The sequence below is a fragment of the Hydrogenophaga sp. NH-16 genome (assembly GCF_004006415.1).
GTDB lineage: Bacteria > Pseudomonadota > Gammaproteobacteria > Burkholderiales > Burkholderiaceae_C > Hydrogenophaga > Hydrogenophaga pseudoflava.
The window spans coordinates 2127005-2142682 of the sequence record NZ_CP029344.1 but is presented as its reverse complement, the minus strand read 5'-3'; the positions used below and the strand labels follow the sequence as shown (position 1 = coordinate 2142682).

The 15678-nt window shown below is 63.6% G+C and carries 11 protein-coding genes; all 11 read left to right on the top strand.

Annotated elements, in window-relative coordinates; genetic code table 11:
- Window positions 1–51: 51 nt before the first annotated feature.
- The 11 genes from gmd to DD542_RS10355 all read left to right on the top strand — a co-directional run bounded on the left by gmd (window position 52) and on the right by DD542_RS10355 (window position 15672).
- A complete protein-coding gene (gene gmd / locus DD542_RS10405; protein WP_127805587.1) occupies window positions 52–1086 on the top strand; it encodes a GDP-mannose 4,6-dehydratase in 1035 nt (344 codons plus the stop codon).
- Window positions 1086–1970 (top strand): NAD-dependent epimerase/dehydratase family protein, encoded by an 885-nt coding sequence (locus DD542_RS10400; protein WP_127805585.1) that lies wholly within the window; start codon window positions 1086–1088, stop codon window positions 1968–1970. The genes gmd and DD542_RS10400 overlap by 1 nt, the downstream gene beginning before the upstream one ends.
- A gap of 188 nt (window positions 1971–2158) precedes the next feature.
- Window positions 2159–4168, top strand: coding sequence for a glycosyltransferase family 4 protein (locus DD542_RS10395; protein WP_164868380.1), 2010 nt, complete (start codon window positions 2159–2161; stop codon window positions 4166–4168).
- A gap of 10 nt (window positions 4169–4178) precedes the next feature.
- Window positions 4179–6359, top strand: coding sequence for a glycosyltransferase family 2 protein (locus DD542_RS10390; protein ID WP_241559745.1), 2181 nt, complete (start codon window positions 4179–4181; stop codon window positions 6357–6359).
- Between the two features lie 17 nt (window positions 6360–6376).
- Complete coding sequence (locus DD542_RS10385; RefSeq protein WP_127805581.1) at window positions 6377–8077, top strand: DUF2142 domain-containing protein; 1701 nt, start codon at window positions 6377–6379, stop codon at window positions 8075–8077.
- 49 nt (window positions 8078–8126) lie between these two features.
- A complete protein-coding gene (locus tag DD542_RS10380) occupies window positions 8127–9074 on the top strand; it encodes a glycosyltransferase family 2 protein (protein WP_127805579.1) in 948 nt (315 codons plus the stop codon).
- Complete coding sequence (locus tag DD542_RS10375) at window positions 9071–10012, top strand: SDR family oxidoreductase (RefSeq protein ID WP_127805577.1); 942 nt, start codon at window positions 9071–9073, stop codon at window positions 10010–10012. The genes DD542_RS10380 and DD542_RS10375 overlap by 4 nt, the downstream gene beginning before the upstream one ends.
- The gene (locus DD542_RS10370) at window positions 10009–10569 is read left to right on the top strand and encodes a sugar transferase (RefSeq protein WP_066254014.1); all 561 of its coding nucleotides are present in this window, start codon (window positions 10009–10011) and stop codon (window positions 10567–10569) included. Before DD542_RS10375 ends, DD542_RS10370 begins: the two co-directional genes overlap by 4 nt.
- 22 nt (window positions 10570–10591) lie before the next feature.
- Entirely contained in the window at window positions 10592–12517 is a 1926-nt protein-coding gene (locus DD542_RS10365) for a nucleoside-diphosphate sugar epimerase/dehydratase (RefSeq protein WP_079365351.1), read from the top strand.
- A gap of 31 nt (window positions 12518–12548) precedes the next feature.
- The gene (locus tag DD542_RS10360) at window positions 12549–13688 is read left to right on the top strand and encodes an NAD(P)-dependent oxidoreductase (RefSeq protein ID WP_127805575.1); all 1140 of its coding nucleotides are present in this window, start codon (window positions 12549–12551) and stop codon (window positions 13686–13688) included.
- Window positions 13689–13776: 88 nt separating this feature from the next.
- Window positions 13777–15672, top strand: coding sequence for an acyltransferase family protein (locus tag DD542_RS10355; protein WP_127805573.1), 1896 nt, complete (start codon window positions 13777–13779; stop codon window positions 15670–15672).
- Window positions 15673–15678 lie beyond the last annotated feature (6 nt).

Genomic DNA, 15678 nt, shown 5'->3' with positions numbered 1-15678 from the left:
CGAAATGATTGGAATCCACATGTCAAGCTCTCTAGACAACGGATTAAGGGCATGAAAACCGCCATCATCACCGGCATCACCGGGCAGGACGGCGCCTACCTCGCAGAGCTGCTGCTGAACAAGGGTTACGCCGTGCATGGCACCTACCGCCGCACAAGTTCCGTCAACTTCTGGCGCATCGAGGAACTGGGCATCCAGAACCACCCCAACCTGCACCTGGTCGAGTACGACCTGACCGACCTGGGCGCCAGCATCGCGCTGGTGCAAAAGGTCCAACCCGACGAGATCTACAACCTCGCTGCGCAGAGCTTCGTCGGCGTGAGCTTCGACCAGCCCACCACAACGGCCCAGATCACCGGCCTCGGAGCCGTCAACCTGCTCGAAGCGATCCGCCTCATCAACCGAAAGATCCGCTTCTACCAGGCCAGCACCTCCGAAATGTTCGGCAAGGTGCAGACGATTCCGCAGACCGAAAGCACGCCGTTCTACCCGCGCAGCCCCTATGGTGTGGCCAAGCTCTATGCCCACTGGATGACCATCAACTACCGCGAGAGCTACGACATCTTCGGCAGCAGCGGCATCCTGTTCAACCACGAAAGCCCGCTTCGCGGCCGCGAATTCGTCACCCGCAAGATCACCGATGCAGTGGCCAAGATCAAGCTCGGACAGCTTGACTGCATGGAACTGGGCAATCTGGACGCCAAGCGCGACTGGGGCTATGCCAAAGAGTATGTCGAGGGCATGTGGCGCATGCTGCAGGCCAACCAGCCTGACACCTTCGTTCTGGCCACCAATCGCACCGAGACCGTGCGCGACTTCGTGCGCCTGGCCTTCAAGGGTGCCGGGATCGAGGTGGACTTCCGCGGACAGGCCGAGGGAGAAACGGCGGTGGATGCAGCGACCGGCAAGACCGTGATGCGCATCAACCCCAGGTTCTATCGCCCAGCCGAAGTGGAGTTGCTGATCGGTAATCCCGCACACGCGAAGGCTACGCTGGGCTGGGAGCCTCAAACCACCCTCGAGCAGCTGTGCCAGATGATGGTGGAGGCGGATCTGCGCCGCAACCGGACCGGGATGTCGTTCTGATGCGCATTCTGCTGACAGGTGCGTCCGGATTCACAGGACTGCATTTCGGTCAACTGGCAAAACAGTACGGACACGAGATCGTCGACTGCTCCGTCGACCTGACCAACGCTTCCGCAGTGAGGCGTGCCATCGAGTGCACCGCCCCCTGTGATGCGCTTGTCCACCTGGCCGCTATCAGCTTTGTTGGGCATGCCGACGAATCGGCCTTTTATGCGGTCAATACCGTGGGCACGACGAATTTGCTCAAGGCATTCGATGCACTGCCAGCCTCGGTACAACCGCGGAAGCTGCTCATCGCCAGCAGCGCCAACGTCTACGGCAACAGCCCCCGATCGCCCATCTCCGAAAACCAGCCACCCGCACCTGTGAACCACTATGCGGCCAGCAAGCTGGCGATGGAGCAGCTGGCCATGACGTTCGCTGACCGGCTACCCATCGTGGTATGCCGCCCGTTCAACTACACCGGCCCAGGACAAGCCACGTCATTCCTCGTTCCCAAGATGGTCGATCATTTCGCGCGCCGGGCGCCAGTCATTGAACTGGGCAACCTTCACGTTGAGCGGGAGTTCAACGACGTGCGCATGGTCTGCGAAGCCTATCTCCGGCTGCTTGTCCACGGTGAGCCAGGGCAGATCTACAACGTGTGCACAGGGACCGCTTTCAGTCTGCAGCGGGTGCTTGACACTCTCAAGAACCTCACCGGTCACGACATCGCTGTCCGGGTCAACCCGGCCTTCGTCCGCGCGAGCGAGGTCCATCGCCTGTGCGGCGCTCCCGACAAGCTGATCGGGTGCATCGGCCCGTTGCCGGTCTACCCACTCACCGAGTGCCTGTCCGCCATGATCCAGGCACACGCCACCCAAGCGCGGCCTGCGCCACTCTGAAGCCTGGAGCCGGCTTACAGGTTCGCGTAGGTGCGCAACCTATAATTGCAGGTTGGCCGCTGGTTGGTGTGGTCATGTCTATGCGCCCCTTACAGGATCCCCCAGTGTCTTCTCATACCGCGTGGTCAGCACGGGCTCCCTCGGACCAAACTGACCGGCACTTGAGCGTGCCTGCGGGACTCCAGGCCATGGCGGCGATCCGCCCTGACCTGCGGCATCTGGATCTCGCCCGCCTGACAGACCGCATAGCCCTCTATGCCTTTTGGGAAAGCAGGCTTCACCGCGAATACCCGGAGCTGGAGTGGCGCCTGACCACAGGGGACATGACTCACCTGGGTGAATACGACGTCTCCCGGTTTCTTGCAGACGGCGGCACCGGGCTGTCCAGCGCTCTTCAGGGAAACTGGCCCACCCAGCTCGACCTGATGCCGGGATTCGAGGCATACAGCCGCCATACAGACATTGACACAGCCGCGTTCAAAGAGGCGCTGCCGCTTCCACTGCAACTGATCTGGAACGACCGCCCGGATCTGCAGGCTTCTCATGACATCCGCTCCGACGAGGGCCGCATCGGGTTCCTTCGTTGGTGGTTCCACTTCGGACACCTCGAACACTTGCGCGTCCGATGGAGTCTGGCCAGTGACCTGAATGCACTCGACTGGCATGTGCAGGGCCGTCTGCCCTGGCCACGCTTTCTGTCCCTGATCGTGGATGGACGCAGCGACCTGGACAAATCCCGCTTCGCGCCCCTCACTGAAGACAACTGGTTCAACGGTCTGGCGTGGTGGCTGCGCAGTGGTTGTGCGGAGTTTGGCGTCCCCTCCTGGTCTTTGATGTGGCTGACTGACCTGAGGCAACACCTCCATCAGGTGGCCACCTCGTTCGATGCCTGCGCGCCCGAAAATGGCCGCTGCGCCAAGCCTCTGCCCTACGTGCCTTTCCGTGTCTTCTCGTCGCGAGCCGACCTTCGACAGGCGTTCGATCTCAGCCAGCCGACGGGGTGCGATGCCCTGCTGGCGTGGTGGGCTGCTCACGGGGTCCGCGAGTACGGCCCTCTGGAATCGTTGTTCCATAACCCGCTGGACGAGCAACCGGGAATGAACATCGTCGGGTATGCGCGCAGTGTGATCGGTATCGCAGAGGACGTTCGCATGGCAGCCCAGTCTGCCCGCCTTGCCGGTATCCCGTTCGCCGTGATCGATGCCCCGATGCCTGGCCCGCAGAAGGCGGATTTTTCCCTTGACGACCACATCGTCGAGCGACCTCAGTGGCCGGTCTCCCTGTACTGCCTGCCACCCACCGAGACCATCCGGCTGGGGATGGAGGGCGGCCGCACGCTGCTGGACTCTGGCACCTACAACATCGGTGGCTGGCACTGGGAACTGCCGGTCTGGCCGGACCACCTGGCGGGGGTGATCGACTCGGTGGACGAGCTGTGGGTGTACAGCGATTTCGTCCGGCAAGCGTTCGCAAACAGGACGGACAAACCAGTCCGCAAGATGCCCCTGGCCGTCGAACTGCCCGACAGCCCTGCGCCGAACCGTTCGTTGTTTGGCCTGCCCAACAACCGTTTTCTCTTCCTGGTCATGTTCGACGGGAACTCGTGGTTGTCCAGAAAAAACCCTCTGGCAGCGGTGCAAGCATTCAAGAAAGCATTTCGGACCGACCAGGGAGTTGGGTTAGTGATCAAGGCCATCAACCTCGACAGGACTACTGAGGCGTGGCAGACCATCGAGCAGGAAATCGGTGGCGACCCGCGAGTGTCCGTGATTGACCGGACCATGCAGCGGGTCGAACTCGTGCAGCTCATGTCGTCCTGCAACGCCTACTTGTCCCTGCACCGATCTGAAGGCTTCGGCCGCGTCATTGCCGAATCGATGCTGCTGGGAATACCCACGGTCACCACGGCGTTCTCGGGCAACGCCGACTTCTGCACCCCGGAGACCAGCTACCTGGTTCAGGGGCCACTGGTGGCCCTCACCTCCAAGGACTACATCTTTCACCAGGGGCAATACTGGTGCGATCCGGACGTCACCCAGGCCGCCGAGCAAATGCGGCGTCTGGTCGAGCACAGACAGGAGGCAGCTCGTCTGGTGCAGAAGGCACAGGACAATATTCGCCAGCACTACTCCTCGCGCGCGGTGGCAGAGGCCTACCGCCTTCGACTGCGCGAGCTGCGCCAAGCCCATCTGATCTGAAGAAACCACAATGTCCGAACACGACACGTCCACCATGACCGGGTCTTCCAAACTGCTGTCGCCGGAAGACGAGTGCGCCAGGCTTGCCGAAGAACTCAAAGACCGCGAGCAGCAGCTCGTGGACCTGCTGCAGGATTACACCGACCGCAACCTGCAGTTGGTGTCCGCACAGCACCAGGTGATGACGCTGACCCAGCGGGTTCTGGCGCACGAAGAAGCAGCCAAGGCGCATGCGGCCCACATCCAGAACCTGTACCAGTCCACCAGCTGGCGCGTTACAGCGCCGCTGCGGCGAATCAGCGTGCTGTCGCAAGACGTGAAGTACTCGGTGCGGGTGTTTCGCGAGGCACTGGCGGCTGGCAAAGGCGTGTCCATGGCCCTCAGACAGGCACTGCACGCGAACGCTGCCCAAGAAGCCGCCGTGGTCACTGCCGAAGTGACGGACCACGCCCCGAAGGCGTTCGACCCCCGGGACTACAAGGAATGGGTGCGGCGCTACGACACGCTGGACAGCGCGTCGCTTGAGCAGCTGAGGCGGGAAGCAGCATCCATGGCCAACGGACCTCTCGTGTCGGTTGTGATGCCGACTTACAACGCCAATCTCGACTGGCTGGGGCAGGCGATCAGATCTGTCCAGGAACAGCTGTATCCGCGCTGGGAGCTGTGCATCGCAGACGATGCATCCACCGACCCCGAGGTTCGTCCCTTCCTGGAACAGTGGATGGCCGAAGACCCCCGGATCAAGGTGACCTTCCGCGACACCAACGGGCACATCTCGGCGGCCACCAACAGTGCGCTGGCCCTGGCCTCCGGCGACTGGATCACCTTTCTGGACCACGACGATGTGCTGCCGGCACACGCCCTGCTGTACATGGTCAAGGCCATTGCCCACCATCCCGACGCGCGGATGCTGTACTCGGACGAAGACAAGCTCGACGAGAACGGCAAGCGGTACGACCCTTACTTCAAGACCGACTGGAACCCAGACCTGTTCTATTCGCACAACCTGGTCACCCACCTGGCTTTCTACCGTGGCGACCTCATGCGCAAGGTGGGTGGCCTGCGTGAAGCCTATGCGGGCGCCCAGGACTACGACCTCGTTCTGAGGGTGATCGAAAAGGTGAAAGCGGACCAGATCGTCCATGTGCCGTTCATCCTCTACCACTGGCGGGCCCATGCCGGCAGCACCGCCACGGCCGACCTGAACATCAAGCCCTACGCCATGCTCGCTGGCGAACGTGCGCTCAACGACCACTACAAGCGGATGGGCATCAACGCCCGGGCGCAGTTCATCGGCCATGGGTACCGCGCGCGCCACCGGCTGCCCAAGCCGGCGCCGAAGGTCAGCATCATCATCCCGACCCGCAACGCGGTGGACCTGGTCAGGACGTGCGTGGAGAGCATCCGGGACAAGTCCACCTACAAGAACTACGAAATCCTGCTGATGGACAACGGCTCGGACGACCCCGAGGCGCTGGCGTACTTTGCCGAACAGGCCCAAACGCCCAACTTCCGGGTCATCCGCGACGATTCTCCGTTCAGCTACTCGGCCATCAACAACCTGGGCGCCTCACAGGCCACCGGGGACGTGCTGTGCTTCCTCAACAACGACATCGAGGTGATCTCGCACGACTGGCTGGAGGAGCTGGTGAGCCAGGCCTGCCGTCCGGGCATCGGCGCCGTGGGTGCCAAGCTCCTGTACCCCAACTCCACCATCCAGCATGCCGGCGTCGTACTGGGAGTAAGGGGCTGGGCAGGCCATGCCCACAAGGGCTTCTCCCTGTACGCGCACGGCTACGTCGGTCGGGCCTCGCTGGCAAGCAACTTCAGCGCCGTCACCGGCGCCTGCATGGCGGTGCAGAAAAAGCACTTTGACCAGGCGGGTGGGTTCGACGAGGTCAACCTCAAGGTCGCCTGCAACGACGTGGACCTCTGCCTGCGGTTCGCCGAAATGGGCCTGCGCAACCTGTTCACGCCGCACGCCCTGCTCTTCCACCACGAGTCGGCCACCCGGGGCTACGAAGACACCCTGGAGAAGAAAGCCCGATTCCAGAAGGAAGTGGACTACATGTGGAAGCGCTGGCCCGCCATGATGGCCCGCGACCCGGCTTACAGTCCCAATCTCTCGCTGGATCACGAGGACTTCGGTCTCGCCTGGCCTCCCCGCGTTCGCCACGGCGAGCCGGCCTGACCTCAGGGTACCCACGCATGTTCCAACGCTTCCTCCACAGCCTCCGCCAAGGGCTGAACATCTGGACGGGCATGCCGCTGGCGCTATTCATGCTCGTGTTCGTGATCCTGCAGGGCGTGGTCATGGCCAGCCATTCGCCGCTGAGCTATCCGCCGGACGAGATGCCCCACCTGTCGTACATCAACGACAGCATCCGCTCGCCGCAGGCTCTGCCGAACTACAGCGACGGAAAGATCATGGGGTTCACCCAGGCCAACTACCTGGGTCATCCACCGCTGTACTACAGTGCCCTGGGCGTGGCCGGCAAGCTGTTCGCCCTCCATCCGAAGACGGACTACCTGATCTTCCGGCTGATCGGTGTCGGTTTCGTGGGACTGGGCTTGGCTTTCGTGGTGCTGATGGCCCGGGAACTGAGGCTGACACAAGGCATCACCGCGCTGCTGCTGTTTGCCTGCGCCGGCGTGCCAATGTTCTCGTACATCGCCGGCAGTGTCTCCAACGACACCCTGCTGTACCTGGGCATGACCATGGGCTTCTACGGACTGGCGCGCATGGCCAATCCCGCCCGCAATGGGCCAGATGCCTTGGCGCCGGTCGTGCTGCTGGTCGGCCTGTTGATTGTGTTCCTCACCAAGGCCACAGGCATCGTCTTCATGATCCTGCTCCTCGGCGCCTGGGGAATGCGCAATTTCCGGCGCATCCATCCGGTGGTGCTGGTCCGCAGCTACTGGCCCCACCTGGCTGTCTTCTCCGTTGTTGTGGGCGGCTACTACGTCTACACCCTGCTCCAGCACGGGGGTGTTTTCCCATCGCCCGGCAGGCTCTATGGCAGCACACCACCCGCCGAACCGCTCGATCTGGCCGGCTATGTCAGGGAATATGTCGGTTCGATGTGGCGGCGGCTGCACGGCATCATGTCGCACCTGAGCATCACCCCCATCGGAGACCGCTGGCAGCCGGTGTTCTACACGATGGTCTGCCTGCCCATTGTGGGCTGGCTGGTGGTGCGCTTCAGCACGCCCCTGTTGACCTCCAACCGCATGGCCGTCCGGCTGTTCGATGCCATGGCCCTGGCCACCTTGGGCACCGTCGTTGTCCACGTGGTGTTCGGCTACCGCGCCTACCTGGTCAATGGCGTGCTCTCGGGTCTGCAGCCGCGCTACTACATGTACCTGCTGCCGGTGTTGTGGTTCCCGTTCTTCGTGCTCTGCCAGCCCGGCTGGTTCAAACAGACGGTCACCACCCTCTTTGCAGCCAGCGCACTCGTGGTGTTCTGGGCCTCTGCTCCTCAGGTGCTGCTCAAACAGCACCAGGCCCTGCAGGAGCTGCCCCGCAACATCGGATACGCCGACCGCAACGGGCTCGAAGCGATGTCGGTCCGTCTCCCCCGGCGCCTCACCACCGAAGGCAATGTGGAAACACTCACGCTGGCCAATGGGGAGTTGCGGGCCAAAGGCTGGGTCTATGACACCACACTGGGCGATCAGGCCCAGCGCCTCTGGATCCTGGCCGGAGACGAGTTCGTTTCGTCCGTGCCAGTGCTGATCAAGCGCGACGATGTCGCCGCCGCCCTGGGCACACAACGAGCACTGAACACCGGGTTCGCCTTCACCGCTCGACGCTTGCCGACCACCCTGAAGCCGTGCGATGTCCGGCTGCTGGCCGAGTACCGCGACGGCAGCGTGGGCCCACTGAAGAACGACCTGTGCCCGCAATGATCCGCCGGCACGACACCGATACACGCCGTCACCATCCACGGAGTTCCTCTTGAAACTTATCATCCAGATCCCCTGCTACAACGAAGCCGCCACCCTGGGCATTGCCCTGGCCGCCCTGCCGCGCGAGGTGCCAGGCTTCGACAAGGTCGAGTGGCTCATCATCGATGATGGCTGCACGGACAACACCGTCGAAGTCGCGCTGGCCCACGGCGTCGACCACGTGGTGCGCCACACCCGCAACCAGGGCCTCGCGCGCGGTTTCATGAACGGCCTGCAGGCCTGCCTGGAGCACGGCGCCGATGTGATCGTCAACACCGACGCCGACAACCAGTACAACGCCGATGACATTCCGGCGCTGACCCGTCCGATCCTGGAAGGCAAGGCAGACATCGTGATCGGCGCCCGCCCCATCGCCGCCATCGAGCACTTCAGCCCGATCAAGAAACTGCTGCAGAAGCTGGGCAGCTGGGTGGTGCGGGTGGCCAGCAAGACCAGCATTCCGGACGCCCCAAGCGGCTTCCGCGCCATGAGCCGCGCCGCCGCACGCCGGCTGACGGTGTTCTCCGACTACACCTACACCCTGGAAACCATCATCCAGGCGGGCCAGAAGAACATGGCCATCACCTCGGTGCCGATCCGCGTCAACGGTGATCTCCGCCCATCGCGCTTGGTCAAGAGCATCGCCTCCTACATCCAGCGCAGCATCGTCACGATCATCCGGGTGTTCGTGATCTACCGTCCGTTTCGCTTCTTCGCCAGCATAGGCATCGCGCTGTTCACGCTGGGCTTCATCATTGGCCTGCGGTTCCTCTACAAGTGGCTGACCGTTGACTACGATGGCCACATCCAGTCCCTGATCCTGGCCAGTTCGCTGCTGATCATCGGCTTCCAGACCATCCTGATCGCTTTTGTGGCCGACCTGCTGTCGGCCAACCGCAAGCTGATGGAAGAGGTCCGCTCGCTGACGCTGGAGAACCGGGACCGCCGGCCGCAATGACCGTGATCGTGGCCGTCACCGGCGCCCACGGTTTTGTCGGGCGCGCCCTTTGCCAGCACCTGAAGGCCTGCGGATTCTCTGTCCGGGCCATCACACGCTCCGCGTCCGGCGAAGAAGACACCTGGGCCGTTGGAGACCTGGGACCAGGAACCGACTGGGGCCAGAGCCTGCAGGGGGTCGACTGCGTGGTCCATTGCGCCGCCCGGGTACACATGGTGCAGGACACCGACCCTGACCCGTTGCAGTCCTACCGGCGGGTCAATGTGGAGGGCAGCCGGTCCCTGGCCATCGCTGCGGCGGCTGCGGGCGTTCGCCGGCTGGTGTTCCTGAGTTCACTCAAGGTGCATGGAGAGCGCACTGTGCCGGGTCACCCGTTCACGTCTGGCACGGCGCCAGCGCCCGAAGATGCCTACGGTCAGTCGAAATGGGAGGCCGAACAGGCCCTTCACGAGGTGGCCGGAAGAACCGGCCTTGAACTGGTGGTGGTCCGGCCACCCCTGGTCTACGGCCCCGGGGTGAAGGCCAACTTCCTCAAACTCATGAACGCGGTGGCCCGCGGCACGCCGCTTCCGCTGGGCGCTGTAGACAACCGGCGCTCGCTTTTGGCGCTGGACAACCTGACCGATCTGCTGCTCCTCTGTGTGGAACAGCCGGCCGCCGCAGGACACACCTTCCTGGCATCGGACGGTCAGGATCTTTCAACGCCGGACCTGGTGCGCGCACTCGCGCGTGCAATGGGCCGGCCCGCACGGCTGTGGCCGGTGCCTGTTGCCTGGCTGCGCATGGCGGGAAAATTGCTGGGTCGGGGCCCTCAAATCGACCGACTGATCGGATCGCTGCAGGTCGACATCGGGCATACTAGACAGGTTTTAGGCTGGACGCCCCGGTTAACGGTGGAGCAGGGCCTGCGTCTCGCGGTACAGGATGTGATGGCATGAAACGCGCCTTCGACCTGTTCTTTGCGCTGTGCGCGGCCGCCATCCTGCTGCTGCCCATCGGGTTGATCGCCTTGGTGGTTCGTTGGACCTCACCCGGTCCCGCCCTCTACTGGAGTGATCGCATCGGCCGGGACAACCGCATTTTCAAGATGCCCAAATTTCGCAGCATGCGACTGGACACGCCCGCCGTGGCCACCCACCTGCTGTCAGATCCCGACCGGTATCTGACGCCAGTGGGCTCCTTTCTGCGAAAAACCAGTCTGGACGAGCTTCCACAGCTCTGGAGCATCCTGAAAGGCGACATGAGTCTGGTGGGGCCTCGCCCCGCCCTGTTCAACCAGGACGATCTGATCGCCTTGCGCACCGAGGCCGGTGTTCACCGGCTGGTCCCCGGCTTGACGGGCTGGGCCCAGATCCACGGTCGGGACGAGTTGCCGATTCCCGAGAAAGTCCGGCTGGATGCCGAGTACCTGCAGAAGAGGTCGCTGGGACTGGACCTGAAGATCATTTTCCTCACGGCGTGGCGCGTGCTGCGCCGCGACGGGGTGACCCACTGACACACGATTCGACGCCCACACGATGCTGAACCGATTCGCACAGCCCATTCTGGCCATGCCCCGCCCTGCCAAGCGGGTGGTGGTGCTGTCGGTGGACGCTGCACTGTGCATTCTCACAGTCTGGCTGTCGTACTACCTGCGCCTGGGCGAGTGGGTCAAGCTGTCGGGCGACAGCTACTGGCAACCCATGTGGGCCGTTGGCGTGTCGCTGCTGCTCGCGCTGCCCATCTTTGTGGTCAATGGTTTCTACCGGGCCATTTTCCGCTACACCGGTCTCTCCGCACTGCAGACCATCCTGAAAGCGACAGCGGTATACGGTCTGCTGTTTGCCACGGTGTTCACCGCCTACGGTGTGGACGGCGTGCCCCGAACGGTGGGTCTGATCCAACCGATGCTGCTGCTGCTGACCGTCGGCGCGTCGCGCATGCTGGCACGCTTCTGGCTTGGAGGTCTTTATCGCAATCAGTTGCGGATGGTGGCCCTGCCCAGGGTGCTGATCTACGGCGCCGGCAACGCCGGACGCCAGTTGGCGGCGGCCATGACCAACAGCCACGAGATGCGGGTGGTGGGGTTTCTGGACGACGACGACCGGCTGCATGGTCATGTGCTCAACGGTCTGTCGATCTACAGCCCCGCCGACCTGCCGGGTCTGGTGACCTCGCTGCAAGTCAGCACCGTCCTGCTCGCCATCCCTTCGGTCAGCCGCCACCGACGCAACGAAATGATCGCGAAGATGTTGCGCGCCCACGTTCAGGTGCGCACCCTGCCCGCGGTCAGCGAACTGGCGCAGGGCATGGTCAGTACGTCCGACCTGCGTGAACTGGACATTGACGACCTGCTCGGGCGCGAACCGGTGGCACCCAACCACATCCTGCTGGGACGCAACATCACCGACAAGGTGGTGCTGGTGACCGGGGCCGGCGGCTCCATCGGCAGCGAACTGTGCCGCCAGATCCTCTCGGTCAACCCGAGCACGCTGGTGCTGATTGAACAAAGTGAGTTTGCGCTGTACGAGATCCAGCAGGAACTGCAGGAGAAGATCGAAGACAACACCACCCTGCTGGTGCCGGTGCTGGCCTCGGTGCGGGACGCGCAGCGGCTCAACGAGATCTTCGCCGACTGGAAACCCGACACCGTCTACCACGCGGCCGCCTACAAGCACGTGCCCCTGGTGGAGCACAACCCGATCGAAGGCATCCGCAACAACACGCTGGGCACCCTCACCGCCGCCAGGGCGGCGGCGGAGCACGGCGTGAGCGACTTCGTGCTCATCAGCACCGACAAGGCGGTGCGCCCGACCAACATCATGGGCGCATCCAAGCGCCTGGCGGAAATGGCGCTGCAGGCGCTGGCCGCCACAGCTCCGAAAACGCGTTTCTCGATGGTCCGCTTCGGCAACGTGCTGGGCTCCTCCGGCTCGGTGGTTCCCAAGTTCCGGCGCCAGATCCGCGATGGTGGCCCCATCACACTCACCCACCCGGACATCACGCGCTATTTCATGACCATTCCCGAGGCCGCCCAGCTGGTGATCCAGGCAGGTGCCATGGCCAAGGGCGGCGACGTGTTCGTGCTGGACATGGGCGATCCCGTCAAGATCATGGACCTCGCCACCCGGATGATCGAGCTCTCGGGCCTCTGCGTGCGCGACGAGAACAACCCCGAAGGCGACATCGAGATCGAGATCACGGGTCTGCGCCCGGGCGAGAAGCTGTTCGAGGAACTCCTGATCGGAAACAACCCGCGCCCGACCTCCCATCCCCGCATCATGAAGGCCCACGAAGAATTCGTCGCCTGGCCTGTCCTGCTGGAGAAGCTGCAGCAGCTGGAGTCCTTGCTCGAACAGCGGAACGTCGAAGGCACCAAGGAACTCCTTACCGAGCTGGTGTCCGGCTACGCGCCGCAAGAGCCGGGGCAGGAATCCGACAGCCGCCTGCGCTACAGCGTCTGAGCGGCCTCACAAACCATTGTCATCACACACCATGAACAGCCCCCAAAAACGCATCGGTCTGGTTGGAACCGGCTTCATTGCCAGCGGCTTTGCCAGGCTGCTGCACAACCACGCCACCGACCTGACCCTGAGCGCCGTGCTCACCCGGCGCCCTGCTGCCAGCGTCGAAGGATTTCCCTGCACCGACCGCTTCACGCACTCGGAGCAGGAACTCCTGGACAAGTCCGACCTGATTGTCGAATGCAGCGGTGACGTGCTGCACGCCACACGCATCATCGACATCGCGTTGAAGGCCGGCAAGCCGGTCGTCACGATGAACTCCGAGTTCCACGTCACCACCGGCTCCTACTTCGCCGACAAGGGTCTGCTCACCGAGGCGGAAGGCGACCAGCCCGGCTCGATCGCCGCCCTGCGCGAAGAGGCGGTGATGATGGGCTTCAAGCCCCTCGTGTACGGCAACATGAAGGGCTTCCTGAACCACCACCCGACGCCCGAAGAAATGGCGTACTGGGCCGGCAAGCAGGGCATCAGCGTCGAGCAGACCACCTCGTTCACCGACGGCACCAAGATCCAGATCGAACAGGCCCTGGTGGCCAACGGCTTCGGCGGCACGATCACGCGCCAGGGCATGGAAGGCCCCAAGGCCACCGACGTCACCAAGGCGGCCATCGAACTGGCGCGTGGGGCCGCCGAGCGTGGGCAGGCCATTTCGGACTATGTGCTCGCGCCGGGCAATGCCGGGGTCTTCGTGGTCGGTACGCACGACAAGTCCGAGTGGAAGGCGCTGAACTACCTAAAACTGGGCGACGGCCCCTACTATGTGCTGGTGCGTCCGTTCCACCTCTGCCAGTACGAAATCATCAAGACCGTGCGGCGGGTGCTCCACGGCGGTGGCGTGCTGCTGAACAACTCCAGCAGCCCAACGGTCTCCATCGTGGGCATCGCCAAACACGACATGCCCGCGGGCACGTGCATCGACCGCGCCATCGGCGGGTTCCAGGTGCGTGGCGAGGCCGCCCGCATCGCGGACGTCAAGGGTCACGTCCCCATCGGCATGATCCAGAACGCCGTGCTGACCCGCGCGGTGAGTGCCGGGCAGATGCTGATGTTCGACGACGTCGAGTTGCCCGACTCTCTGGCGCACACCATCGCCCGCCAGCTGTACGCTTGATCGCCGGGCATCCGGGCCCTGAAGACCTGGATGCAGACCACCTCGGCCCAGAGCCGTCCCCTGGCGCCACCGGCTCAGCCGCCAGCCCATGTCTGCCGAAGCCCGTATCGCCCCGCACCGCCCCGACCTTGATGGTCTGAAGGCGGTTGCGGTGGTGTCCATGGTGTTCCACCAGGCCTTTCCCGACGTCCTCGGTGGGGGTTTTGCAGGCCTCGGCGTCTTTTTTGTCGTTTCCGGCTACCTGATCAGCTCAAGCGTCCTGTCAGAGCTGCAGAGCCCGGGGTTCAGCCCTGGCGATTTTTACGCACGGCGCATCAGACACCTCGTCCCAGCGCTGCTTCTGGTGCTGGCCGCGGTGCTGGTCGCAGGCTGGTTCCTGTTGGTACCGGCCGACTACCGCCAACTGGGCCAGCAGGTCGTGGCAGGCAGCACCTTCGTTCCCAACCTGACGGCAGAGCCTGGCTCTTTTGCTGCAGGGTCTGCCAGCAAGCCGCTGCTGCATCTCTGGCCACTGAGCATGTGGGTGCTGTTCTGCCTGCTGTGGCCTCTTGCAATGTGGGCGCTTCACAGCTGGCACATGAACGCGATGTGCTGGACTATTGCCGCGCTGCTGCTGTCCGTCCTTCTGCATCTGGCGCACGACCAGACTGCAGCAGCGTTCGACCCGTCATCGGCCCTGCTCCTGTCGCTGCTGGTCGGGGCGTTGCTGAGTACGAGGCATGCAAACGTGGCTGTCGGGCACCCGAATGCGCTCGCCTGGATCGGAGCGACCCTGCTGACGCTGGCGCTGATGAACATCGCGCCAGAGACGGCACCTGCCGGCTGGCGGGCGCTGCTGCCCACCCTCGGAACAGCACTGCTGATCGCAGCGGGCCCCTCGGGCTGGCTCAACCGGGTCGTGCTGTCGAGCAAGCCCTTGGTGGGGATCGGCCTCATCAGCTACCCGCTATACCTGTGGCACTGGCCGCTGCAGTCCTTTTCCCACCTCAAATCCATGGGCGAGCCAGGCTGGGAGCGGCCGCTGGCGTGGATGGCGCTGGCCTTTGTCCTGGCGTGGGCGACCCACCGGTTCATCGAGAAGCCGACCCGCATCGGGCGCATGAATGGAACGGTGGTCATCACCGCCCTCTGCGTGGGCCTGTGCCTGGTTGCGGTCGCCGGCTTCGCCATCCACCGCAACAACGGGTTCGAGCAGCGCATTCCCGAGCTGGTGCGCCACCTCATGTCCACAGGCGGCCGGTCGGCCGTGGTCGATGGATGGCGGGACAAGGACTGCATGCTGGACTACCGCCTGCCTCCGTCTCACTACAAGCCTTTCTGCATCGAACAGAAACGGCCGCTGGTCTTCCTCTGGGGGGATTCACACGCGGGATCACTGTACCCGGGCTTCAAGGCGCTGAAGGAATCAGGTCGCTACGAATTCGGTCTGGCGGAACGCACCGCCGCCATCTGTCCGTCGGTGCTGGGCATCGAGCCCCGGCCGCTGTGCAGAAGCATCAACGATGCCAACATCCAGGCGATCCGGGACACCAAGCCCGACATCGTGATCCTCTACTCGTGGTGGCACAACAAGCGCTACGACCTGCGCAACCTCGAAGCCACAGTGGAGCAGATTCAACAGGCGGGTGTGCCCCGCATCATCTTGCTGGGCGCCGTCCCCTACTGGAGGAAGCACCTGCCTCAGATCCTGCTGGAGGAATGGAAAAAAGGACTTGTGCAAGCCCGTCCACCCCTGCGACTGGATGAGGCCTTTCTGGACCCGGAGGTGCGCAGGGCGACCGAGATCATGCGCGAGCGTGCCCGAAAGATGGGCATCGAATTCATCTCGGGAATGGACTTCTTCTGCAACGCCCAGGGATGCCTGACCCGTCTGTCAGAAGACGCCACGCAGCCACTCTCCTACGACTACGGACACCTGTCCACAGGTGCCGCAGCGTTCTACATCGAGCGGCTGGCGCCGCTGATGTTCAAGAAGACGCACTGACCGAGC